The organism is Chitinophaga sp. SVR4-12A, from assembly GCF_056754765.1.
Window position 1 is genome coordinate 1,015,564 of sequence record NZ_JBPGWP010000001.1, and the last position, 23,858, is coordinate 1,039,421.

Here is a 23,858-nt window from a genome sequence, read left to right on the forward strand (position 1 = left end):
GGGCAAGGATCTTGCTGAGGATGTAATATTGTCAGAGGTCAAAAATTTATAGCAGGCAATGTGGATTACATAATAAGATTTCAGAAGAAAAGAAAGCGACGGTACTCCGCCTTTTTGAACCATAAATGGCCTGGGTCTTTTGATAAAGTAACCTCCCTGAAAGCCTCGAAAACATCGGGCGAAGCCGGTGATCGGAGCAGGTATTCTCGGTTTTCCTCGTTGGAAAGCTCAAGCAGAAAAGTTCGGTCAAAGGGTGATCTTTTCTTTCCTTTCGTATAAAAAAAGGTTTGGAAGGCCGGCACTTTTTCAAAATTTATCGGGCCAGTCGTGAAGCAAAGTAAGGGACTTGTATGCAACCTATTCATAGTGATTAGAAGATTTATCAACGCATGGACCATCAGTTCTTGAGGTCTTTCAGTATAATCAACAAGCGTACAATCCAATACTATTAGCACAGGATCAAGCATACTCATCAATCGCAAAATATCCTCAATGTTTTGTGCCTCATCGATACTTGTCCGGTAGATTGCCGTGTGGTAAGGCGGCATTGACAGCTCTTTGTTTTTGCACAAAAGCTCCATCATTTCTACGATGGATTCTTCCCGAAGCCCATCGTTGATAAACAATGTGTTGCCTGGACGCACAATAGGATGACCAATAAAATTTCGTAATGCCCCTGAAACTGCAAGGCACAATTGCAGCGGGAACAACCGTACTTCTGTGGAATTTTTGTTGATGAAGTGTATCAGCTCCCCTTCGCTGATCAGCTCAGCGACGATGCTTTTTGGAAGACCAATGTCCGGTTTCTTATCGGTGAACAACCCTTTGCACTCTGGCAATGTGGGTGTGCAGAAGAGTATGTTTTGTTTGATATGTTGGTTATTATTCTTCATGATTCGAAATGTTTAAAGGATGGATAAATTAACAGGTTAGGAAGTGGTTGGCCTTTGCTTACAGGTCAACCACATATTCATTAGTGTTCGTTAGCGGTCCATGAGATTATGATATACAATGGAGCTTACAGCGGCACTCATATCGGTAATTACATCATAGGGTAACTTTAGCACCCAGCCGATCACCATTGCAGCTGCATCTGCCAAGCCGGCTTTGACTGCTGCCCTTACAGTGCCAAGTAATCCCATCGTATATACCAGCTTGGTATTTCCCCATTGCCCAAGCGTACCAGTGTGCAGTGGTATACCTGGCAACGGAAGTTGTAGAGAGTAGCATCCGACGCTGATCTTCTCCAAGACTTCTGTCTTGCAGTATCTCATCCTCAAGCCTGGTGATCCTTCCTTTAAGTGCAGGGTAGTTAGCGTCCTGGATGTTGTTAATCTCAGCCCAAAGCTTGTCCAGGTATCCTTTAACCTGTAACGGTAATTTATAGGAGTCGAGATATCTTTCACCATACGCAGCTATACCATAATCCACCGCAGGATCAATCTTTGAAAGGGTAAGGCGTGGGTTAATGCCGATCGCTCCATGGAACACTTGTGCTATTCTTTCATGAATGCCGGCCCCACTGGTATCGCCGGTACGATCAATGTATGCCTGGCCCGAATCCAGCAACAAGTTGTGCAGCATCCCTGCTTTATCATAGGATTCTTCTAATTGGCCGGATCCCAGGCCGGGTCAAGCGGTGCCGTTTGTGCTACTAGTTCATCATTGGCGGTTGATGAAAAAGCCGGTTTATCCAGGTTTTTCCGACAGCTAGACGCAAGGATAAGAATACACAGAAAGAGGATGTTCATTGCGCTGAGTCTTGGAATGCTGGACGTTTGGATATTGGTAAGGTTGCTGACAATAGATATAAGCTGTTTCATGAATTGTGATTTTTATCGGTGATTGGATTTTTGTTCCATTTGTTCCATTGCTTGTTCCATTTTTTCAAGCAGGGAAATTGAAATTCAATGCGTTAATCGAAAATTCCGTTCCACCACATTTTTGTTCCGTTTTTGTTCCATTCTTGATTTTTGTTCCATTTTTTCAAGGGTGAGTATTGTTAATCAATAAATTGGTTCCTCGTGTTGTTCCACTCTGGCACGTGAGTGAGTGGAACGGAACAAAATGTGGGTACAGCTACTGCGGTGGCGAATTATTTTGCTCTTCAACTTCGAAGTCCCTAAGCCATCGGTGAATTGTTGTTTTGCCTTTACCAAGGATCTGGGCTATCTCATCCAGGGTCTTTTCCTGTTGGCGTAATGCCCTGGCTAAGTCTTTTTGTTCTTCTTTATCACGCATGCTTTGAATGCCGACATGCTCTGCTTCGTTCACTTTTTCGGATATAAGTTCAAACCATATGGTAGTTGGATTGAAGCGGAGTAGTTTGGCGCCATCTGCTTCTTCGAAGTGCCTGGACTTTCCTCGCTTTAGGATTCTGAGGTGTTTGTCCTGGCCGCTTTTTCTTAAAAAAAAGTCCCCATCCGATAGATCAGTTTTAATTCCTGAACCGGTCTGCAGGTCGGAGTCGCTTAGCATTGAGCTGGTGTGTTTACGGAAATGATCGGTTATTAACACTGATGTTTGAGTACCTTCACAAAGAGCGAGCAGGGTGAACATCAACCTTGTGATCTCTTTATTATTATTGGTATCTACATCGGTAAAGGCCATCCGAAGATTATCAATGACGATTAAAACCGGCTTATATTTTTCAACAATGGTGATGACGTTTGGAAGGTCATCAATCAGGTTGCGGCGAGAGGTATATACCATAGCTTTGTAGCTTTCACCTAATGGATATGGTGTGCGCTCCAGCAATTTCTTTGAGCGACGCTGAATGATCTTTTCACTCAGTTCAAGATTGATGTATAGGGTATTGCCATGAAGGGTAATACTTTCTCCGAGAAAAGAAGGCCACTCAGCTGCAACTGCTATACAGAGCTGCATACAGAACCAAGACTTCCCAACGCCCCGGGGAGATGGAAAATGTATCAGGCTGTTTTCAGGTATATAGTGACCAAATATCATCTTCAGATCCTGCAGTTCAGCACCCTCTTGTGCGAGTCTTTTAATTGATTTGAGGCTTGACCTTGAATAGAAGGAAACCTGCTCGGATATCTTATGGGTATTACCGGCCATGGTTTATGGTTGAGGTGGAAATTGTAGGCGTAGCTTTACTTCTATAGTAGTTGGCTTGGTCTGTTGGTGAAGAAGTATCCAGTTCCAGGCTGCCGTTTTCCAATTCCTAAGGGGACGGCCTCGATCTGTTTTCCATTTTCTGGAATTGTAGTATTGATAGAAGCCGTCAGCAGCTTTTGCGACAAGTCCATTCTGTTTAAAGTAGCTCCGGACTTCAGCGACCGTCGGGCGCAATGGTGAACAGTGAGCTTTTTTACTTGAGTTCATCGGTTGCGTGTTTTACTCGTTAGAGGTTTTGCTTTTCTGAAGCATGTGCTCGATGTCATTAGGATTATAGAATATCACTCTGCCTATTTTTGTATATGGCAGCTCTCCAGAGGAACGGAGCTTGAAAAGTTTGCCTGTTGATATCTGAAGCAATCGTTTGACCTCATGTGACTTTAGCCAAGCCGGTGGCTGAGGGTTGCTCTTATTGTCAAATAGTTGCTTTATCTCAGAAACGATTTGCAGCTTAGCCTCGTTCAAATCAGTTACGGTAACAAGTTGGTCTAAGGTGACCATTCTCTTTTCGCTATTTCGGGATTCTTTAGCTCTCATGATGCAATCAATTTTGCATCACGAAAGTGGAACTAAAAGTGGCCTTGGTACTGTATGTTTACCGTCTAGACGGTTTGCACATACATCAACGTGGGAGGTCTAGGCACATATTGACCTGTAAATTGTAGCGAACTGGATGGCAAGGGGGTATACTAAAAAATTGGCAACTTCGATATCGTAGTGTAGCCATAGTCACTTTTTGTGTGACGCGGCCACTTGATACGTTAAATCGATGATATGAAAATCGATTTAGTCACAAGGCAAGAAGCAGAAGAAGGTATTATAATTAAGAACTTGCTTTCAGCATTGATTTGGCAAATGATACTTTACCTGGTAATTGTCTGGCGACTGAATGTCTGGTGTATTTGCAGTTATGCTGCGCTGGCTTCCGAGTTAAAGGATAGAGAGGTCATTTGTTACTTAAAAGTACAATCGATGACGTACTCAAATATGCACCGGTAAGTAACCAATGCCCGGACTAGTTGTTCGGTCGCTTCACTCGAATGATACATATCGAACATTGCCCGCGCGAGCCAACCCTATCATATCCAAGGTAGACGATTCTTCTAAGTGATAACCACCTTTTGAATAGTTTCGGATTTTCATTTATACGGGTAGTTGGCTCGCGGGAAGATTGTAGCAGAGCGAACTAATGCTCTCCATCTTCTCGACGACCGTGGCCAGGTGATTGAGCAAATCGGGATAATGAGTAGTCATTTCTTGACTAAAGGTCTGAGAAGGATTTTTGTAATCACCTTCCATTATCCGATCGGCAATTTCCAACGCCTTCACAGTACATGCCTTAGGATCTAATTTAATTCCTGGAATTGACCGTATGATTGTATCTATAAGAATGTTCGTAGCCCACATTAAGCGTATATAAGGATGAGGATGTTCATGATTCATAAAGTAGACATCCGGATATAGACCAGCAGTCTTCATAAAGAATACGAACACAGAAGCCAGCGCTACGCTGCACAATGTACTTAGCTCTTCTCCATCAATAGCCAGAACACCATCTTGATTGTGCGTGGCACCTAATACATTGGAGGCTAATTGGGAGGCGGCCAGGAAATCGGCATCCAATTCAAGTGCATGACTTTCCAAAATATCGTCGACAATACCATCGTTAAATTCCCGATAGTTTATTTCAGCATTTTTACCTTTCTGCACAAGGTGGCCGTATTCGTGGTAGGTGACAAACATCTGCGAGAGCTGGAAGAAGGTATACCAATATGGGTTAATGAACTGTGCCAAAGCCTGATGTATGTCACTAAATTCAGCACCATCCAATAAGTTGCCTTGTTGTTCGTAATAGTCATAAATCAATTGTATCATGCCATGAGTAAAAGCAATCCTCTTAAAATCAGGAGTTGATTTTGCAAATGCGTTAACGGTTTCATCTGAGCGGAAATATATGAAACAAGGAGGGAATCCCTGGGCAAGCGCCTGTTCTTGTAACCAAAGATTCGCAGATTCAAAAAAATCATCATAAGCATCGGCCCGATGGTCGTAGCTATAATCGAAGAGCTTCTCTCCCTGATCAAGTATCTGGGCTTCTTGGATTTGCGCTACATTGTCTATGTAAGGTTGCCTCATATGTATTCAACTTTATAATCTGTATAAATAAAGATAGTTTATTTGACAAATGTCTCAGGCTTAAAATTCAGATGGCGTTGACCCAGGCCGCTCTCGATGGCTAATGCCACTTTGGGTCAGGTGCCGCGGGACTATTCAACTAGACTATTAAAGATTAAATATTTTCGGGGTACCGATATTGGAATAGAGTTTTCTATCGTTATACTCGACAGTTGGATCAATCTTTTCTTCAAGATAAATATGAAGCCCATTGGGCGATTGAGTGGTTTTAATCAAGTCAAAATAATCCAAAAGTCCCTTAGGGAGAAGAAATTCTATTAACTGTCGGTAGTGCTGATCGAACCTTGTTGATTCTTAATGAGCTGCAAAACAACCACTTTTAACCTTTCCCCCAAGAATTCAACTTGATCCGAAAAACTCCTAGTAGTTTTACCGCTGTTTTACCCATAAAAAAAGCCCTTACGGATCCGGAGCAGTGGTGCGTATAAGAACACGCGCTTCGGTTACTGTAGCGCAAAGTCCGATCAGATTGATGTCGCTCCGTTTTCGAAGCCGTGATGCCGTGTACTCGCCAATATCCGGTTCATCTTCGACGACCAGGATTCTTATTGGGCCTCGTTTTATGCCTGGGTCACTGGCTGAGGTTCCAGTTTCATTGCGATAGTGTTCGGAGGTGATTTCAATGGGATTATATGGTTAAGTTATCATAAAAAATGGTACCAATTATATCATTTAGACATGTATTTTATTACGGAATATTTATTAATACCTGCTTCAAACTGTTATTTTGTATTATTGAACCCCGTAATTTCATACAGTGGCTGACTTACTGCAGCAAGACAGCCGAACAAAAAAAGGGATGCTGCTACAGGCATCCCTTCGCCGGCAAAGGAAAAGTAACCTTCCCGGGTAACGATAATATGGTCGGCGAGCGGTAGTTCCAGAAGAGTTCCAATATCCTTTGTCCGTTGCGTGATAGTCCGATCATTGCTGCTTGGGGCCAGGCAACCAGAGGGATGGTTGTGGGCTACTATAATCCGGTCGGCACATGCTTTCAAAGCAGCAGCAAAGATCAGTTTATAATCAGCAATGGTCAGGCTGCAGGACCCTTTGAATAACGGAACGATGCCCAATACTCTGCATTGACGGTTCAGCAAAAGCAGCTTGAATTCCTCCACGAATTCGAGGCTGTCCTGGTCCCAGTTTGCCAGCAACAGCTGGAACGCGTCGTGTGACGATACTACTGTTTGCATCTGCGATACCGGTATTGCCGGGATAACTGAGCTTGATCTCTGCGATCTGATGGTTTGCGATTCCTGCCTTCTTTTCCATGTTTTAAAGATTTTATGATGCGCAGGCACCAGGCAGAAGGCCGCCAAGGCAAAAAGGAAACGGAATAAATGTAACGCTACGCATATGCTACCATACCCCGGTTTTATGCCGTAGTCTTTTGGCCGCTTCAGCGGCCTCTGTGCCTAACTTTGCGTCAGAATAAAGGCTTTAAACCCCTTATCCAAACGGAATATTTGTTGTATATTACAACTATCACAATATAAACGTAATGCCAATGGGATGGGACATACAGTATTTAGAGGAGCATTTTGCGACAATGACACTTCCGAAAGAGATGGTCTTGGGCCAAGGCGTTCGGATTACCGATTTGCCCAGCTTTATCGAGAGCCACCTCAATACACTAAAAGCAAATGAAGGAAGGCCGGTATTCGAGGTCTTCTACATGCGTCTGCAACAGGTGAAGGAGAACCTATCGAAACAGCAGTAAAACCATGGATGAGAGCAAAAAATACAAGCTGGAGCTGCAGGGAAAGGCTGTGTGGGTGTTGCCTGTTGATCATGCGAACGCCCAACTTTACAAATGCCAGATTGAAAAGGAAGTATTCATCCTCACCCGGGCAACCAGTGCTGCTGATAAGATTTTCTGGGCATCTCTGACTGCCGGCATCGACAAAAAGACAGTGCAGAAGATTGGTGCACTGATAGACCAACACGAAAGCAAAACGGACAACAAACAGAATGTGTTATTTTAATGGAGTTAAGGTCTCCCGCGACGAGTATATACGCTTAAAGGAGCTAGAGCGGTCCATCACTGAACTGGCCGATTTGATACGGCCTTTCCAGGATGCCTTCGAGTTCCAGAATTCCATCATTTTAAAGCCTACCGCCGATAAGGCAGGTTTTGATCTTGTTCCGATGGAGTGGGGTGTTATCCCACCCTGGATTAGAAACAGGGAAGACGCAATGAAGATGCGGCGCGGTTATAAGGACACCCAGGGCAAATGGGTGCAGGCATATGACATGCAAAACGCCAAGGGCGAAGAGATGCTGGACAAACGGTCTTATCGGGAAGCAGCCCTGAAGCGCCGTTGTCTGGTGTTGTCGTCCGGATTCAACGAATGGCGTCACTTACCCAAAATAGGCAAGCAGGGCCAGGAGCTAAAGGCGGTGGACAAGTTCCCGTATCACATCTACATTAAAGGTTTGCCTTACTTCTTTATGGCTGGTATCTGGCAGCCGTGGACCGACCAGGACACCGGAGAGTATGTAGAAACGTATTCTATTGTTACCACAAATGCTAATCCGGTTATGCAAGTTCTGCATAATTCGAAGAAACGCATGCCGACCATTCTTCCCGAGGACCTGGCCGCCGAATGGATCTACGGTGATCTGTCCGAGGAGCGGATCAGGGAGCTGGCAACATATCAGTACCGCTGGCAGGAGTTTCAGGCTTATACCATCTCCAAAACATTCAAGACGGACCCGGATCCGCTGAAGCCGGTTCGACAAGACGCCGTTCCTCCCATCATCATCGAGGGACTACGCATTGATGTGCCCTATCCCGAAGATGGCTGTGAACCGGCAGAGCTCGAACAGGCATCGTTATTTTAAACAATTTTTTTCTCCAGGATCTTGACGTTTCCCCCGCCCGGCCGGGCATGTTTCTTGGTGTGTTTCGAGTAAACATACACCGTATGAAGCAGATGACTGTGGACCCAGGGGCGGTGATCCCAACTGATTATAGTGCTCAAGCAATACCACCTGCAGCACAAGCATTACGTCCCGTCCTGTATTGGGATGGCAACGCTGTTTGTTGCTTGTTGGGACCGGACCCTCAGGAAGGAATATTTGGGTGTGGCGACTCAAAAGAACAGGCACTCGCCGACTGGAACGAGCATTTGAAAGAAAGGATTACAAGCGCAAGCGAAGAGGATGTGTTCGCCCAGCAGGTGATCCAATTGCTTCAGGCAACCAAAAACGATGTATGGTAGCTCTGTCGGACAGGTCACGGAACACCACTATGCCAACTGACGTCGCTCCAATGCTCAATACACTGTTAAGGGCGCCAGTGGGTCCCATTAACGTATAAGTCTATAGAGTGGTTGCCCGCACCCGCGAATAGTATTTGACCAATAGTTCCAGTTGCTCATGGTGTGTAAGAAAGTTCGTCTTTGCATGCTGTTCCTCGAGAAATTCTCTAATCAGGCTTTCCGAATATTCCATCTCGTCCTTATTGCTTCCAACAAGTGTGTAGATCAGTTGCTGGGGCACATAATTCAGATAGTTGCCCAATAAACGACGATTGTTTTCGTCTTTAAAATACTTTCGGTAGTAGAAAACCTGACCGAGGGCCTCATTGAACTCCTGTAAAAGAACAGGCTTCCTTTTCTTGCGTTGAAGCAGTTTCAGATCCGGTCGTTTCACCTCCAGGATATTGGTTGGGATATAATCGGGCAATTCGGAGGGGAGAACATAATCGGGCTCCTCATACCTCATCGTTCCCTTCATAAGCGCGGGCTCATACAATGGCTGCTGAAAGACGTCACGCTTAAGTACCCATGCGTTGTTATTGTAGAACCGGTGGAGGATGCTCTTTTCTGAATGGGTCCTATCGAACTTCTTTGTCCGCAGAATTTCCTCGTACTGATGAATAGACCGTTCGATGTCTAAGATCCGGTCCATCATCCAGTCATACCGTAGCTTGCGAGGCCGACCGATGAAGTCTTTGCTGAGGACCGTGGTTTTTGTTTCCCAATAGTCACTATTCTTCATGATCTTCAACCTGTAATATAAATCCAAGTGATTGAACTGCGCCCGCTGGAGCGTTTCAAAATCAATGCTCAATGTATCTAGATCATCGTAGATTCCATTGCGAAAAGATTTTACCACGGATTTGATACTGTGGAGCAGCGGAATATGGTTATCATATTCATTGCGCTCGACAATGGCGCTAAAGCCATAGCGCCCGAAGTTATTGCTGCTCCGTATTTCCCTGTCAAATAAAATAACAGGTATTGATTTGACTTTGAAGTTTTTCTTCGAAAAATGCAGTCCCGATTGGTTTTTCCAGTCAGTTAAGTGGACGTCATAGGTGCCTTGGAATATTCTATCTGCTGTAATTATTAAGTCGATATGCCCGCCCTTATGGTGCAGGGCGTTTGCAATAAAATTTTTTGCCCTTTCAAAGTCCGGTACCGCGATCACATTTGGTCGCTCGGCAATATTCGCTTCATGCAATGCATTGGTAAAGTACTCACGTTCTTCCAGGGTATTGACGAGAAGTATTCTCATTGTGTTTTGGTGTTAAGAAATGGTCAGCTGTCGCCTTCCTCACATGCACTATCTAGATCTTGACAAGCCGATGCTCTGTTCTGCCTGCCCATAGTTGCTGATACCTGGCTCTCACCGTGTACAGCGGGCCGAAAAAAGACGTAGTAATTTACAACTATTGCTTCATATATTCAAAATATTGATATTCAATCGATGCTATTGGAAGGTAATGGTAGCAGTGAATGTAAACGGAAACCAAAGGAGATGAGTCAAGAACTTGCGATCCATATTTGAAGATTGGATCAAATTACTCAGACCCGTTTGTCACTGTGGAGAACTTTCAGCGTTGTCGGCGTTCGGACAATCAGCACTCCCCAACACCGCGCTGGTCGCTCTATATCGGCAAAGTGACAAATTGTTTCCGGCTTCATTTTTGCCCGCTATTCAGGGAAAGAATTGACCCGTTGTAAAAAACAACTTGTTTATTCAGTCCCTTGTAGATATTATTGATGTCGAAACAATGGCATTATTAATGCCATTAGGCCTACGCCAATAGAAGAGTAAGAGTACAACCGCCAATTAATCGAATTATTGCCAGGCTTTTGAGGTTCCGCCTTGTGCGTAGAAACTTTTTAGCGACGATGCCAGCCAGACGGCGCGCCGTAAAGCATTATTATGCTTTTAAATGCTAAAAAATTTAGTAATCAGATAATTCGTAACCAATATGCCCGAAACGAAAGAAATCATTGCCCAGCTGCAAAAGGACATTCTGTCTTTGCAGGGCCACAAGCCGATGACAGGCACCCAAGCGGGCCTGGTCGATATCGGAGAGGTCAATACGGCCTTTCCCAACAACACCTTCCCAATCGGTGTTGTCCATGAGCTGCTGAGCAGCGGTGACGAACAGGTGGCAGCAAGCACCGGGTTTCTAAGCTGCATCCTTTCGCAGTTAATGGCGCATGGGGGCATCTGTGTTTGGGTCAGTGCTACCCGCACTCTTTTCCCTGCAGCGCTGCCCGCCTTCGGCATCTCTCCGGACCAAATCGTATTCCTCGATGTTCCGCGACCGAAGGATCTGCTTTGGACAATGGAGGAAGCTTTGAAGTGCCCGGGCCTTGCAGCAGTGGTCGGCGAATCCCGGGAACTGGACTTTACAGCCTCGCGCCGCTTACAACTCGCTACGGAGCGAAGTCGTGTAACAGGCTTTGTGCTCCGACACAACGTCCAGAACTATGGTAACAATACCTGTGTTGCCCGCTGGAGAGTCCGTCCTGCATCCAGTCAGTTAAGTGGAAAAATCCCCGGCGTTGGGTTCCCAACGTGGCATGTAGAACTACACAAAATCCGCAATGGTCGCCCTGGAGCCTGGCAGGTGCAATGGTCACAAAGTCGGTTCAGGGTATTGACTGCAGGTCCTATGGTTTCACATTCCGCGCAGCAGCGGCGAAAAACGGGTTAGCATGGCCAAGAGATTCGTATCGATCTGGTTCCGTCATTTGCTGACAGACCGGCTGGCCATCAAGCATCCCGCGTTGAAGCAGAAGCCCTTTGTACTGGCCGCTCCGCAGCATGGCAGCATGGTGATTACCGCAGCCAATGCACTAGCCAATCACCAGGGCGCTCGAGTGGGTATGGCTGTGGCAGATGCAAGGGCTTTGATTTCCCGCCTAAAAGTGTTGGATCATCAGCCGGAACTTTCTGCCAAACTGCTGGAAGCTCTTGCGGTGTGGGCCATCCGCTTTACGCCGATTACAGCCGTTGATCCGCCCGACGGGTTGATCCTGGAAATCAGTGGTTGTGCGCACCTGTGGGGAGGAGAGAAGCCTTATCTGAAGGAGATCGTTACACGGCTGGAGGCGGGGGGATATTCTGTACGTGCCGCCATAGCTGATACCATCGGCGCCGCTTGGGCAGTAGCCCGATTCGGGACTGTTACGCCAATCATTGAACCAGGCGGTCAGGCGGAGGCATTGCTATCCCTTCCACCTGCTGCCTTACGTCTGGAAATTCCTATCCTGGAACGGCTGCACAAGCTGGGACTGTACGAAATACGAAGCTTTATCAGCATGCAGCGCTCGGCATTACGCCGTCGCTTCGGGATGGCGATGCTGCAACGGCTGGATGAGGCATTGAGGCAGGAGCTGGAAGTCATTGAACCGGTGCAACTAGCAGAACAATACCAGGAGCGGCTGCCTTGCCTTGAGCCCATCCGGACGGCTACAGGTATTGAAATTGCGCTCAGAAAGTTGCTGGTATTACTCTGCGAAAGATTGCGCAATGAAGGAAAGGGCATTCGCACAGCAACATTAAGGGGCTTTCGGGTGGACGGCAGAGTCGAACAGATCGGCATTGGCACGAACCGCCCGTCCCACAACGTCGAGCACCTATTGAAGTTGTTTGGCGATAAGATCTCCACCATCGAACCGGACCTTGGAATTGAGCTATTTCTGCTCGAGGCACCAATAGTTGAGGAGCTGACTCCGCATCAGGAGCAGATGTGGAGCGGTGTCCGCGGCCTGACGGATACGGGGCTGGCAGAACTGTTGGACCGCCTCACCAATAAGCTGGGTCCGAACCTCGTTCACCGCTATTTGCCCGATGAACACTATTGGCCGGAGCGATCAATCCGGCTGGCTGGTTCCCTGGCCGAACAACCAACGACACCCTGGCCGCGTGACCGCCCGAGACCTGTCAAGCTGCTTGCCACACCGCAGCCCATCCAGGTAACGGTCCCGATCCCAGACTATCCGCCAATGCAGTTTATCTACCAGGGGCAACTTCACAAAGTGACCAGAGCCGATGGTCCCGAACGCATCGAAACAGAATGGTGGCTGGATGATGGGGCGCCACGGGACTATTACCGGGTAGAAGATGACGAAGGTTGCAGGTACTGGTTGTTCCGGGCGGGCTACTATACAGATGATAATTCCCCATCGTGGTTTATCCACGGATTTTTTGCGTGATAACGAAATGTGCGTATGAGTCAACAATATACAGAGCTGGCGGTAACCAGCAACTTTTCATTTCTGCGCGGTGGCTCCCACCCGGAAGAATTGATAATGCAGGCCTTTGACTATGGATACAAGGCCATTGCCATAACCGATCGCAACACCCTTGCGGGGATAGTGCGGGCCCATACGGCCGCAAAAGCCAACGGCATTCGACTTATTCCTGGTTGTCGGCTGGATCTCCAAGATGGTCCGAGCCTATTGGCCTACCCGACCGACAAAGATGCCTATGGCAGGCTCTCTGCTTTATTGACGCTGGGAAACCGGCGTACTGAAAAAGGAAAGTGCCTGCTGAGCAAGGCAGATGTCTTCAAATATTCGGCAGGGATAAAGTTGATAGTACTATCTCCCGATGCACTGACCGAAACCTTCGAGTTGCCGCTGGCTTTTGAAATGGCTTTGTGCGAATACCGCAAGGCATTGGGCACTGAGCTATACCTGGCCGCTTGTCGCTATTACAACGGCGACGATGGAAAAATCCTGTACCGGCTTGCGGAATTGGCCGATCGCCTGGGTGTGCCATTGGTCGCCATCAATGATGTTCACTACCACAACCCTCAGCGCAGACAGCTGCAGGACGTACTGACATGTATCCGCGAGAAATGTACCATCCAGACAGCGGGCTATCGGCTGCACGCCAATGCCGAACGGTATTTAAAACCGAATGAGGAGATGCTGCGCCTGTTCCGGCAATACCCGGATGCGATCCGTCGCACCCAGGAGATAGCCGATGCCTGTCAATTTTCGCTCGACGAGTTGAAGTACGTGTATCCGCATGAGATCATGCCGGACGGGCGAACTCCCTTGGAGGAAGTGACGTGCCTGGCCTGGCAGGGTGCCCGCGAGATGTTCGGGGAACCATTGCCCGCTAAGATCATCGCCAATATTGAGCACGAGCTGAAGTTCATTAAGGAGATGAATTACGCCCCGTACTTCCTTACCGTGTATGACATTGTTCGGGAGGCACGTTCACGCGGCATCCTTTGCCAGGGTCGCGGCTCTGCGGCCAATTCCACGGTTTGTTACTGCCTCGGCATAACCTCAGTGAATCCGGAGAAATTTGATTTGCTGTTCGAGCGCTTCATATCCTCAGCTCGAAACGAACCGCCGGATATCGACGTGGATTTTGAGCACGAGCGAAGAGAAGAGATCATTCAATATATCTACGATAAATATGGCCGGGACCGCGCTGCCATTGTAGCCACGGTAACACAGATGCACCAAAAGGGAGCTATCCGGGATGTAGGAAAAGTGATGGGACTGTCCATCGATACCATCAATCGACTATCCAGCGCTATCTGGCAGTTTAGCCCCGAATGGTTTGATGAGCCGCTCATTGTCGAGCAGGGCCTGGATCCGGCGGACCCACATTTGAAAAAGGTGCTGGAGCTCACCGGACAATATGTTGGATTCCCCCGCCAGCTCGGTCAGCATACCGGGGGCTTCGTGATCACGGAAGGCAAGCTGACCGATTTATGCCCTATCCTCAATGCCCGGATGGAGAACCGGACGAATATAGAGTGGAATAAAGACGATATTGATGCTCTTGGCTTTTTGAAGATCGATGTGCTGGCTCTTGGGATGCTGACCTGTATCCGCAAGGCGTTTGACCTGGGCAAACGACACTACAACCAAGACTGGACATTGGCTAATATCCCACAGGACGACCCTGCCGTTTATGAAATGGTAAGCCGTGGAGATACCATTGGTGTATTTCAGATCGAGAGCCGCGCCCAACAGGCAATGCTGCCACGCATGAAGCCGAAGTGCTTCTATGATCTGGTCATTGAAGTAGCCATTGTGCGACCGGGTCCCATCCAGGGCGATATGGTGCATCCGTATTTGCGGCGCCGCAATGGCCTCGAACCCGAGGAGTATCCTTCCGAAGAACTTAGGGAAATCCTCGGGCGGACCAAGGGCGTTCCATTATTCCAGGAGCAGGCGATGAAGATTGCCATTGTAGCTGCAGGTTTCACGCCCGCGGAGGCCGACCTGCTGCGCCGGAGCATGGCAACATTCAAGGTCAACGGTCTGGTTGGCCGGTTCCGTGATAAGCTCATCAACGGTATGGTAGGCAGAGGGTACAAGCAAGACTATGCGGAGCGGGTGTTCAAGCAGCTGGAGGGCTTTGGCAGCTATGGCTTTCCCGAAAGCCACGCCGCTAGCTTCGCACTGTTGGTCTATGTTTCCAGCTGGCTGAAATGCCACTACCCGGACGTTTTCGCCTGTGCGTTGCTCAACAGCCAGCCTATGGGCTTTTACCAACCGGCCCAGATTGTCCGTGATGCACGCGACCACGGCGTAGACGTGCGTGCAGTGGACGTCAGCTATTCGGAATGGAACAACCTGCTGGAGCCGACAGGTCGAAAGCACCACACCTTGCGCCTGGGCTTTCGTCAGATTCACGGCATGCGGGAAGCGGATGTTGAACAGCTACTCGCCGCCCGGCAAAAGGGCATTCGCAGCATTGAAGGCTTGCGCAATGCCGGTGTACCGCAGTCAGGACTGGAGAAGCTGGCAGAAGCCGACGCCTTTCGGTCCTGGGGGCTGGATCGGCGCAGGGCTTTATGGGAAGTCACCGCCCTACATGATCGCCCGGTTGCCCTGTTCGATGGACAGCCTTCTGAAAGTACAACGGAGAACACGTCGTTGCCGGAGATGTCTGCTGCAGAACATGTGATTCAGGACTATGCGGCGACTGCTTTATCGTTGAAAGCCCATCCTGTAAGCTTTGTGCGGGAGAAGCTGCAAATGCTTCACATCGTTTCATGTAACGAGCTGGCTACACTCGCGAACGGTACACCGGTTAAGGTGGCCGGTCTGGTGTTGGTCCGCCAAAGGCCAGGGACGGCCAAAGGCGTCTGCTTTATTACCATAGAGGACGAGAGCGGGGTCGCTAACCTGGTGGTCTTTCAGAACCTGTTCGACAAGTACCGGAAAGCCATTCTGCAATCCCGCCTGCTGATGGTCGAAGGCAAGCTGCAACGGGAGGGAGACGTCATCCATGTCATTGCTCAGAGCTGCCACAACCTGACGCCGATGTTCCGGAATCTTAACGAAAGGAATAGCGACACGATGGTACAGACACTGCCCCGTGCAGACGAAGGCGGAGCGTATCCTATTCAGAGTAGCCAGACGCAGAACCAGGAGCTGGCTAAGGACAAGGTGCTTCCCGCTGCGAGGGATTTTCGATGATCTTATCTTAAAAATGAATGCGAATCATTTATATTGCATATATGTGTATATACTATTTAGATCGGGAGGGTTTGCATTATGATAGTGCTGAGCACATTTTTCCAGCTGGCATAGGTGGGACTACAAAACTGCCTGTTGAATGGGTCAGCAGAGAATTTAACAATTACAGCTCCCGGTTTGAAACAGCCTTGATACAGCGGTCAGTTGTAGCTCTCCCAAGGCAAATGATTGGACCGGGAAAGCGTGGAAAGCTGGATCCTAGCAGCGCCACCAAATCATCTATTCAAGTATTTCCTCGTGTTCCCGATGATGGATCATACACCTTGGGGTACATTCAACTTGGGAAACCATACGAAATTCCGCACGTATCAATTAACACCCAGACCCGTCAGGTAAATTATGGATACGATCCTCGGATTTCTACAGACGGCCTGCAGGAAATATTGCACGCATTGAAGAACCGGGAGAAATTAAGAATGAGAATGATTTCTTCAAAGTACTTACCCGAACACCAAGTCATTATTGGCTTCAAAAAAGGTGTTGAACAAAATTACGACTGTTTTATCGCTACACCCGTCGGCAGCAACTTCAATTTGACGGCTGTCTTGGCCGAGGCTATTATCCAGAATTTGGAGCAGGGCGGTCACGAGGGGACGCCTCAATCCTATAAAGTTCTTGCAAATGGTAGGGCAGTAATGAACGATGATGTCTATAAATGCTGTGCAAAGATCACAATGAACGTCATGGCTCATTTGAGAGGTGCTGATTTTGTCAAAATGAACCGATTTGATCCGATAAGGAACTGGCTTGTCAACGGTGGCATGAACGATTTTGTAAGTGAAGCATTATATAAACCAGCGTTTTCACTTCCATCGGATGCTCATTATGTGATTATTGGCAAGACTGGAAATATCCTAACAGCGGTAATTTGCTTTTACTCAGCCTTTGCTTATTCTGTAAAGCTTACTGACTCACATACTTCCACAGACTTTTCTATTCCGGATGGCCTGGCCTGCGACTGGAGAACCAAAACTGAATTACGCATTGGACCAGCACAGCTCATATAAAGGGCCTGTCGAGGTCAATAAATCATCTTGTTCTTACGATGGGAGCAATCCCACATCTACGTCAACATTTAACTTTTTCCACGCGGAAAAGGAGCTAGGTCGTACTTCCCGGTTATTCTAGGCTTTACCTTCCCGTTTTTGTGCCTCTTGACGGCCCGAATTGGGGCTTATCGAAATCAAGATGGTAATACCGTCCACCAGAGGATGATGGATCGGCAAATCCGGCTTTGCTTGTTTCGGGTCGCCTGCCGGCTGTACGAGATAGGGATACCGGTTGGAGATCATTTCCGCCCATCGCGCCGCTGCCAACCTCCAGTTGGAGATCGGTTTCCCTTTGCTGTTTTTCCAGCCCTGCAGTTCGTAGAAATTGTAAAACTGCCAGGTCTCCACTGCGCTCAGGCCCTTTTGATAGAAGAACTCCTGGACCTCCTTCACGAGTGGCGCCGGTATACGGTTAGCTGGCTTGCCTTTTCTTGATTTCCCTTTCATGTGCTTGAAATGGTGAATGACTATAGCGGTTTCGTTAGGCAGGTCTACCAAGGCACCCACCAGAGCACGTCAAGCCAGTAGGAACTGGTCGAGGCTGACTCGATAACAACCTGTTCTAGCGCGGTGCCACCGCCGACGACTCCGCCGACTGCTGCGGCCACATCTGAGGTCACCGCGGCCAGCCATCTGATGACTCGTCCCTTGCCATTTAATACGGGGGGTGATCGGTTCTGAGAAACTGATCCAATATCTTCCAGAGTGCCGGGCAATGGAGCTGCAGCGCAGGATTACTTGTCGGTGTTCGGGACGCAAGGCGGCGTCTCCGGATGCCCGTTGTTCAAGGGCAACAATCGCCTGTTCCGTTTTTGAGTATTCCGAAAGTTGACCAGTCGATTCCAGTAAAAAGAAGATCCCGTTCAGGTAATTGGTTACCGTCTCCGGGTAACCTGACAAACGGACAATACAGCGATAGAAGCGTGAAGAATCGGAAAGCACCCGGCGTGAATTACCGGAAATTGAATTTTCGATCTGCAATTTGAACTGCCTGAAAGCGAAGTCTGAGATGTACTTAAGTCTGGATTCATAGTCGTGATTTCCGGTTTTTCCGATTTCCGATTGCACGGAATCCAAAATCTCATTGTGCAGTTTTCCTGCCCATTCATATGGATTTTGAAAATTGACTACCGGAGTTTCCGGTTCTAAAAGTGGTGTGGCCGTTGCCGTGTGATCTGGTTGGTCAGTAGATCACGCTCTGCAGCATCGCTAGGAGACAATAACCATAGAGCATTCAAATTATAGATGAAGGAGCTGCAATGAATAGATTGGAAATACAATAGAACACGATATCGCCCCATTTTCGGGTGTAAACAGAAAGCTATTTGCAAATTTTAATAGAAACGAAAAGTTTGCACATTTACTACGCTTGGCGGTGCCATGAACGCTAAGAGCGTCAGCTTTTTAAATCCTAGGAGCAATGTGTTTAAGCAGCCTTCACCAATTGGCCGAATAAAGATGGGTTATGCCAAATATTTAGACTACAGATACTCCGGCTCATATTGGGCTCAGCGGCCCTTAGTTACTTCGGTGCAATCGCATCAAGGGCGTCGCTTAAATCCTGCAATGCTAGTACTTCCAAATGTGGCAGCAGCGAGAGCTTTTCTCTTAAAACCGGAAGTATCCGCGCTGACATGGGTGGTACGCCTTGTAGCATGCTGATGAAAATTGCCTGTGTAAACCGTGACTGCTGAGCCCGTCCCAAGTATGGCGAAAGGTAGAGCTCTTTAACGAACTCTAGAGCTTCATTTAAATTGTTATCAGACGGGTTCCATTCAAGGTTCAGATTTTCCAAACAGTGTGAAAACAAGCTGTCTTTATTGCTGAGGAGCTTGATAAATTCTTCTTGTAGTAGTGTGCGATTTATATCCAGACCTACAAATTTCCGTTGGAGCATAAATTTACGGATGCGTTGGTAGTCCTCGTCGGAAAGAGTGTTCGTTAAGTAAAAAGTTGGTCCTTGTACTTTATTGCTATGATAACCGGGAACAACACAATAGAAGGTGTCACATGTCAGTAAAATGAAATGTTCCTGTTGGGAGAGTAATAAGTTATCGAATAGATACTGAATGATTGGTGTGATTTCTTTGGTATCATCGTTCATCGCCAATAATACGTCGAGTGTTTCGACAACTGGAATGGCCTCACAGTTTGACTTTATCCAGTCCAAATAGTCGCTGAAAAAAGCCAAACGATTTTCATGGTACTTCTCCGGATATTCTGAAGCGGTCACTCGCGAAGTTGAGATGTCCAAAGACATTTTTGGTTTGCGGCTAAGTCGTAATTCAGAGACGTATCTTTCAATAAAAGTCAACAGCAAATTCGAAATCACAAATTTTGTTTGGAATTGTGTCTTGAGTTCCCGAGATAATTCGAAGAATAATATGGAGGTCGGAATATCAATGATGAAACGGGACTCTGGATCAAGTTTTACACCCATGGATTTGCTCGTGGGTATTGCCCTCAGTAGGTTGCTGCTTGTAGAAGTTAGACTGACGTAGGCTTCGAACTGATTGCCAGCAAAAACTGTTTGAGCAAGTTGCGAGTATGATATTTCATTGGCATAATATCTGTCGAACTCTTTTTGAATTGCGTCCGTCCGGAACTCACTGTGTGCCCCAAAATGTTCACGTAGAGCGTTGATGAGCGCTTCTGGTTCGTGGTGTGTATTATTGTCTTCGGCAAACTTTATTACTTCAAAACCTAAGTCAGCGTGGGGGCTTTCTGCTTCGCGTAAGATTTCCTGCAGCAAGTTTGTGTATCTATTCATTATACGTTCAATGACGCCAGTGAGTTGCCGTAGACTCACATTTGTGGTGAAGATGAAGCTGTCGCCTTTCGATTTGCCGATGATATTCTTGTGGAGCTGACCGTCTGTGCTACTTTTATCAACCGCAACTATGTGGCGTTCATTACCGACTTTATACATAACAAACGAACCCGGCGTAACGGTCTCGGGATCCCGGAACAGATCATCAGGAATCGCTAAAAGCATACAAGCCACGTACCTTTGCCTGGCAATTTTGTTTTCTTTGTGTTTTGCTATCTCAAAAAGAATTTCAATAGCTTTTTTGTACTGTCCGTTTTTGATGATGATCGATGCAATATCAATAGAGAAGTTTGTATCAACGTTCTCGAGCGCCTTGTCCACTAATGAAAGGTTTCCCGCTATACTGTCAGCATCATTTTGAGCGTCCCAAGATTTAAAAAGTAGGATAGTGAACAGTTTATTGCCCGGGAAAACTGAAAGTGAATATAAGCATGCCCTAGAAAGCTCTTTCCACTCATTTAACCTGTCAAGAATGTGAGTTTCTAGACGTAGTAGTTGTGCGTTTTTGCCATTGAAGTCTTCCCGGTGGCGTTTCAAAAGGCGCTTTAATTCAGCATTGTTGCCACTTTTGAATAAAGCGTAACAATATATACCAAACGTTGTGGAGTTCTGGTTCGGATTGAAATGGGCTCTTAGGAAAGCTGTGGCTTCAGTGAATTGGTTTAATTGCGTTAATGTAGATGCAATTGTATTTAGTACCAGCTCTCGATCATCAAGGGAGATTTGCGGAAAATCTTGACTTAACGGGACTATCAGTTCCTTAGCACTCTGTTTTTGGTCGTCATCTCCAAGCCAGCTGAATGTATAAGCGACTAGTAAGTCTCTTAGCTCTTTTGGATGGAACGTTTTCATCTCTACAATGTTACTGACAGTTGCGAGTATTTGTAATGAATCTCTTCGCGGATCTGTTAGAAAGAATCGAATAATATTTGCCAAGGCCAATTCCGTTATTGTAGGCAGCGATTGCCAATATTCGTCAAATACTGTTTTAGCTTCAACGAAAAATCCCAAATTGTAGAGGATAGGTATTTTGAACAACGCTAGGCTCCCGTCTTTCCTGAGGGCGAGTTGTTCATCTATGATGCCAACGGCTTTGCGATAATTGTCTTGCTGCCCAGTCGAGTTTAGAGCCTGAACCATCAGCATTACAGCTACGGCTGGAAGGTGCTCTTTATGCGTACTGTATATTTTCGCCATTTCATGCACGTGTGCCAGATTACCGCTCTGCGCATATCTGAACGCGTTGAAAAAAAATGAAAGGTAGCTTCCCTGTTCTTGGATCTCAGTGCCATCAATTTTTTGTAGAATTTTCTCAATGATCCGCTCTATTTGTCGGATCATAGGCAAATCATTCTCATCTATTTTCAATTCATGGCTAGATTGCACAGTATGAACTGAATAGTAATTTGAGATATAAAGCAATACCCAGCTGTACCAAAACCTGAAATTTTTTTGTGTTATGTGGTCAGGCTCTTTCAGGTGTGCGTCAAAGCGGCTGGTGAATAATTGGTGCACTTCCTGATATCGCTTTTTGGTAATAAGGAATTGCCCTAAAATCGCAATGAATAATTGATCTTCGGCGACGATTTTTGGAACGTTATTGCCAATGAAGGTATTAATGTCACCTTCGCTCAGGTATGAGGCGACGAGCCAGGCATTAAGATTGTAGTCCTGGTCTTCCAGCAACTGTTCCATTACTTCCCGGGCTTTTGTTAGATCGCCAATTGCGTAGTAGGACGAAACCGCCTTGCTTTTGTATTCAAGAGTGGCCGGTGCAGTTTTCCAAGCTTGGATAAAGTGTTGTGCGCAATCTGATGTTAGACCATTGGACTGGAGCAAAGACAACCCTTTTAAGAACAGAATTTTTGCTTTGATAGAGGGCGATACATGGCCGTTTATACGGTCCTCAATAGCGTTCAGGCGTTCGAGAGCAGTATTCGGTTTGAAATTATCAATGTTTTCCTGAATTTCTTCAAGTTGCGATTTCCATTCGCTTTGCAAATACAATGTACCGAGTTCTTCACTTTTAACCTCCTTTAGCTGTTGGATTGCTAGAGTGGTTTCATCCCATTTCTCTGAAAGTAGCCGTGATATCTCGAAAACTTCCTTTTTGTAGTTATATTCAATGTTTAAGTCATGCAGGAAGGGATTAGAAGCTATCCGCTCGTCGAGTATCCTCATAAAATTTTCCAGCTCAGTTCTTGTCGTAGGAAGAATGCGGGTATCAGCTTCGAGGGCGGCGCTAATTTGTGTCAGATCATTGTTTTGGGAAAACTTTCGGTTTAACAATGCGGTTAGTAAGGCTTCAGACTTGTAAAACGGAATTTGGTGTGCTGTTTCTGGCGTCGGCGACAGCTCGTGATATACATTTATCGCTTCGCTTACCACCTTCTCCAGTTCTCCTTTGAAAGTCGTTTGTGACCCCGTGAGGGCGTTCCAGATTTTATCTACGCTCTTTCCAACAAAAAAATCCCGGCCTTGTTCAAGTAAATATGAAAAAGTGTTGGCTGCAACCACCGAACATAAAATAGTCAATAGGGCCATTGAAATAAATCTCCTATATATTAAAGATAGAAAATCTTTTGATTGAAAAAGTGGGCAGGCTAGGAACCAATCTAGAAAACGGGTGAATTAGAGGGCATCTAGCACTGCACTTAGACTGATCCTATGGCGGTGCAAGTAATCTTTATCCTATGTGCGGATACTGCGTAGCAATCGTAAATGTTCCTTGAACGTGTGCCAATGGTTTGCGTTCCAAGGTGGGTGCTCGAGATTCGCAAGATCGACAGTAAATTTCAAAACGGACTTCAAAGAAAAAGTCCTTCCAAACAATTTGTTTACATCTAAACGGCCCCTAGTTATCATATCCAGCAAAGTCAGGGAAATGTAAAACAATTGCCTTTAGAAGATTTTTTTGCGATCGAAGTCGCCCTCGTTTTAAGTTAGTTTTAAGTTGCCCATTTTGAACGAAAAAAGGCTTCATGATTTTCATCATAAATCCTTGATTTTCAGTTGTCTGGACGACTAGATTCGAACTAGCGACCCCTTGCACCCCATGCAAGTGCACTACCTGGCTGCGCTACGTTCCGACTTTCATTTTTAAAATGGTTTTCAACTAAAAATTTATAATACTTTTTTTTTGCTTAAACTCAGGACCGCAGGCGTCCCGAGAACCAAGCCCATTTGCATCCAATGTAGGCCCAATAGGAAATTCCAAATCGCTTCAAAAACTGAATGATACAAAACTAGAATTGCTCTACGACGTCAGATAGATGAACTATTTTTTTCGGAGAAGGAATTTCTGGCTCAGGCCTTCCTTTTTGCTTAAGGTAAGTCACCACTTCTGAACGTAAGAAATATACTCTTCCGCGTTGTTTGTGGCTCGGCAATCCCCTTTTCATCCAGTCATGCAAAGTTACGAGAGAGATACGGAACATTCCAGCAATCTCCTTTCTGGTAAGTAATGGCTCGTCAGATTCCGACGATAATTTATGTGGTAGTATTGGAGCGCTTTCGAAGTATTCTTTGAGTGCTTCCTTTATCCATCTCCGGAAGTCATTTTCTGTTGGAATCAATATAGTGTCCATCGAAATCGATTTCCTGCAAGGTCGATTCGCGAGGCCCCTTTTCACCGTCAGTTAAGTGTGTAGACGGTTAGATTGAAACTGTTGTATTATAAAGGAAATAGCACCCATGTGCAGAGACTTACCAAAATATTTTTGGTTCGTGAATGAAGTTGATCTAGTACTTAAACCTCTATATTGGTAACTAAATTTATATAGAGGTTAACGCAGTTTAATGTTCTGATAAGATGTACCTTTATAGCCTAATTAGTTCTTTCCCATTACGCATCCAGTTTTACTGGCAAATTTGCTGGCA

19 protein-coding genes and 1 tRNA gene are annotated in these 23,858 nt (G+C 46.5%); 8 read left to right on the forward strand and 12 right to left on the reverse strand.

The features are described from left to right. Window positions 1-80: 80 nt before the first annotated feature. From ACR9Y8_RS03975 to ACR9Y8_RS04005, 7 genes are all read right to left on the reverse strand, one after another. On the reverse strand, window positions 81-893 hold the full coding sequence (locus tag ACR9Y8_RS03975; RefSeq protein ID WP_481211937.1) for a hypothetical protein: 813 nt from the start codon (window positions 891-893) through the stop codon (window positions 81-83). A 90-nt stretch (window positions 894-983) separates the two neighbouring features. Further along, window positions 984-1,250 (reverse strand): hypothetical protein, encoded by a 267-nt coding sequence (locus ACR9Y8_RS03980; protein WP_481211938.1) that lies wholly within the window; start codon window positions 1,248-1,250, stop codon window positions 984-986. A 357-nt stretch (window positions 1,251-1,607) separates the two neighbouring features. Further along, on the reverse strand, window positions 1,608-1,823 hold the full coding sequence (locus ACR9Y8_RS03985) for a hypothetical protein (protein ID WP_481211939.1): 216 nt from the start codon (window positions 1,821-1,823) through the stop codon (window positions 1,608-1,610). A gap of 256 nt (window positions 1,824-2,079) precedes the next feature. After that, entirely contained in the window at window positions 2,080-3,078 is a 999-nt protein-coding gene (locus ACR9Y8_RS03990) for an AAA family ATPase (RefSeq protein ID WP_481211940.1), read from the reverse strand. A 279-nt stretch (window positions 3,079-3,357) separates the two neighbouring features. Further along, the gene (locus tag ACR9Y8_RS03995; RefSeq protein ID WP_481211941.1) at window positions 3,358-3,675 is read right to left on the reverse strand and encodes a helix-turn-helix domain-containing protein; all 318 of its coding nucleotides are present in this window, start codon (window positions 3,673-3,675) and stop codon (window positions 3,358-3,360) included. A 606-nt stretch (window positions 3,676-4,281) separates the two neighbouring features. Next, window positions 4,282-5,274, reverse strand: a complete 993-nt coding sequence (locus ACR9Y8_RS04000; RefSeq protein WP_481211942.1) for a hypothetical protein — start codon at window positions 5,272-5,274, stop codon at window positions 4,282-4,284. Window positions 5,275-6,056: 782 nt separating this feature from the next. Next, window positions 6,057-6,527, reverse strand: coding sequence for a JAB domain-containing protein (locus ACR9Y8_RS04005; protein WP_481211943.1), 471 nt, complete (start codon window positions 6,525-6,527; stop codon window positions 6,057-6,059). A gap of 314 nt (window positions 6,528-6,841) precedes the next feature. Between ACR9Y8_RS04005 and ACR9Y8_RS04010 the strand changes: the two genes are divergently transcribed. The 4 genes from ACR9Y8_RS04010 (at window position 6,842) to ACR9Y8_RS04025 (ending at window position 8,558) form a co-directional block, all read left to right on the forward strand. Beyond that, window positions 6,842-7,054, forward strand: a complete 213-nt coding sequence (locus tag ACR9Y8_RS04010; protein ID WP_481211944.1) for a DUF6965 family protein — start codon at window positions 6,842-6,844, stop codon at window positions 7,052-7,054. A gap of 4 nt (window positions 7,055-7,058) precedes the next feature. Beyond that, window positions 7,059-7,319, forward strand: a complete 261-nt coding sequence (locus ACR9Y8_RS04015; RefSeq protein WP_481211945.1) for a hypothetical protein — start codon at window positions 7,059-7,061, stop codon at window positions 7,317-7,319. Beyond that, window positions 7,306-8,178, forward strand: a complete 873-nt coding sequence (locus ACR9Y8_RS04020) for an SOS response-associated peptidase (RefSeq protein ID WP_481211946.1) — start codon at window positions 7,306-7,308, stop codon at window positions 8,176-8,178. Before ACR9Y8_RS04015 ends, ACR9Y8_RS04020 begins: the two co-directional genes overlap by 14 nt. 83 nt (window positions 8,179-8,261) lie before the next feature. Next, window positions 8,262-8,558, forward strand: coding sequence for a hypothetical protein (locus ACR9Y8_RS04025; protein WP_481211947.1), 297 nt, complete (start codon window positions 8,262-8,264; stop codon window positions 8,556-8,558). Window positions 8,559-8,658: 100 nt separating this feature from the next. Here ACR9Y8_RS04025 and ACR9Y8_RS04030 read toward each other — a convergent pair whose 3' ends face one another. After that, window positions 8,659-9,858, reverse strand: a complete 1,200-nt coding sequence (locus ACR9Y8_RS04030) for a hypothetical protein (RefSeq protein ID WP_481211948.1) — start codon at window positions 9,856-9,858, stop codon at window positions 8,659-8,661. A gap of 703 nt (window positions 9,859-10,561) precedes the next feature. Between ACR9Y8_RS04030 and ACR9Y8_RS04035 the strand changes: the two genes are divergently transcribed. Genes ACR9Y8_RS04035 through ACR9Y8_RS04050 form a run of 4 tightly spaced genes read left to right on the forward strand, consistent with a single transcriptional unit; the run spans window position 10,562 to window position 17,107 of the window. After that, a complete protein-coding gene (locus tag ACR9Y8_RS04035) occupies window positions 10,562-11,296 on the forward strand; it encodes an ImuA family protein (RefSeq protein WP_481211949.1) in 735 nt (244 codons plus the stop codon). 1 nt (window position 11,297) lies between these two features. Beyond that, window positions 11,298-12,800, forward strand: a complete 1,503-nt coding sequence (locus ACR9Y8_RS04040; protein ID WP_481211950.1) for a Y-family DNA polymerase — start codon at window positions 11,298-11,300, stop codon at window positions 12,798-12,800. Window positions 12,801-12,815: 15 nt separating this feature from the next. Beyond that, complete coding sequence (locus ACR9Y8_RS04045) at window positions 12,816-16,040, forward strand: error-prone DNA polymerase (protein WP_481211951.1); 3,225 nt, start codon at window positions 12,816-12,818, stop codon at window positions 16,038-16,040. Between the two features lie 17 nt (window positions 16,041-16,057). Then, window positions 16,058-17,107 carry a hypothetical protein gene (locus ACR9Y8_RS04050; RefSeq protein ID WP_481211952.1) on the forward strand — a complete coding sequence of 350 codons (1,050 nt, stop codon included), beginning with the start codon at window positions 16,058-16,060 and terminating at the stop codon, window positions 17,105-17,107. Window positions 17,108-17,224: 117 nt separating this feature from the next. On the opposite strand, the gene ACR9Y8_RS04055 is transcribed toward ACR9Y8_RS04050, so the two are convergent. The 4 genes from ACR9Y8_RS04055 to ACR9Y8_RS04070 all read right to left on the reverse strand — a co-directional run bounded on the left by ACR9Y8_RS04055 (window position 17,225) and on the right by ACR9Y8_RS04070 (window position 23,566). Then, window positions 17,225-17,596: a hypothetical protein gene (locus ACR9Y8_RS04055; protein ID WP_481211953.1), complete on the reverse strand. Its 372-nt coding sequence runs from the start codon at window positions 17,594-17,596 to the stop codon at window positions 17,225-17,227. 1,075 nt (window positions 17,597-18,671) lie between these two features. Further along, the gene (locus ACR9Y8_RS04060; RefSeq protein WP_481211954.1) at window positions 18,672-22,523 is read right to left on the reverse strand and encodes a PIN domain-containing protein; all 3,852 of its coding nucleotides are present in this window, start codon (window positions 22,521-22,523) and stop codon (window positions 18,672-18,674) included. A gap of 472 nt (window positions 22,524-22,995) precedes the next feature. Continuing rightward, window positions 22,996-23,068 (reverse strand) — tRNA-Pro (locus ACR9Y8_RS04065). 156 nt (window positions 23,069-23,224) lie between these two features. Further along, the gene (locus ACR9Y8_RS04070; protein WP_481211955.1) at window positions 23,225-23,566 is read right to left on the reverse strand and encodes a helix-turn-helix domain-containing protein; all 342 of its coding nucleotides are present in this window, start codon (window positions 23,564-23,566) and stop codon (window positions 23,225-23,227) included. Window positions 23,567-23,858: the final 292 nt, after the last annotated feature.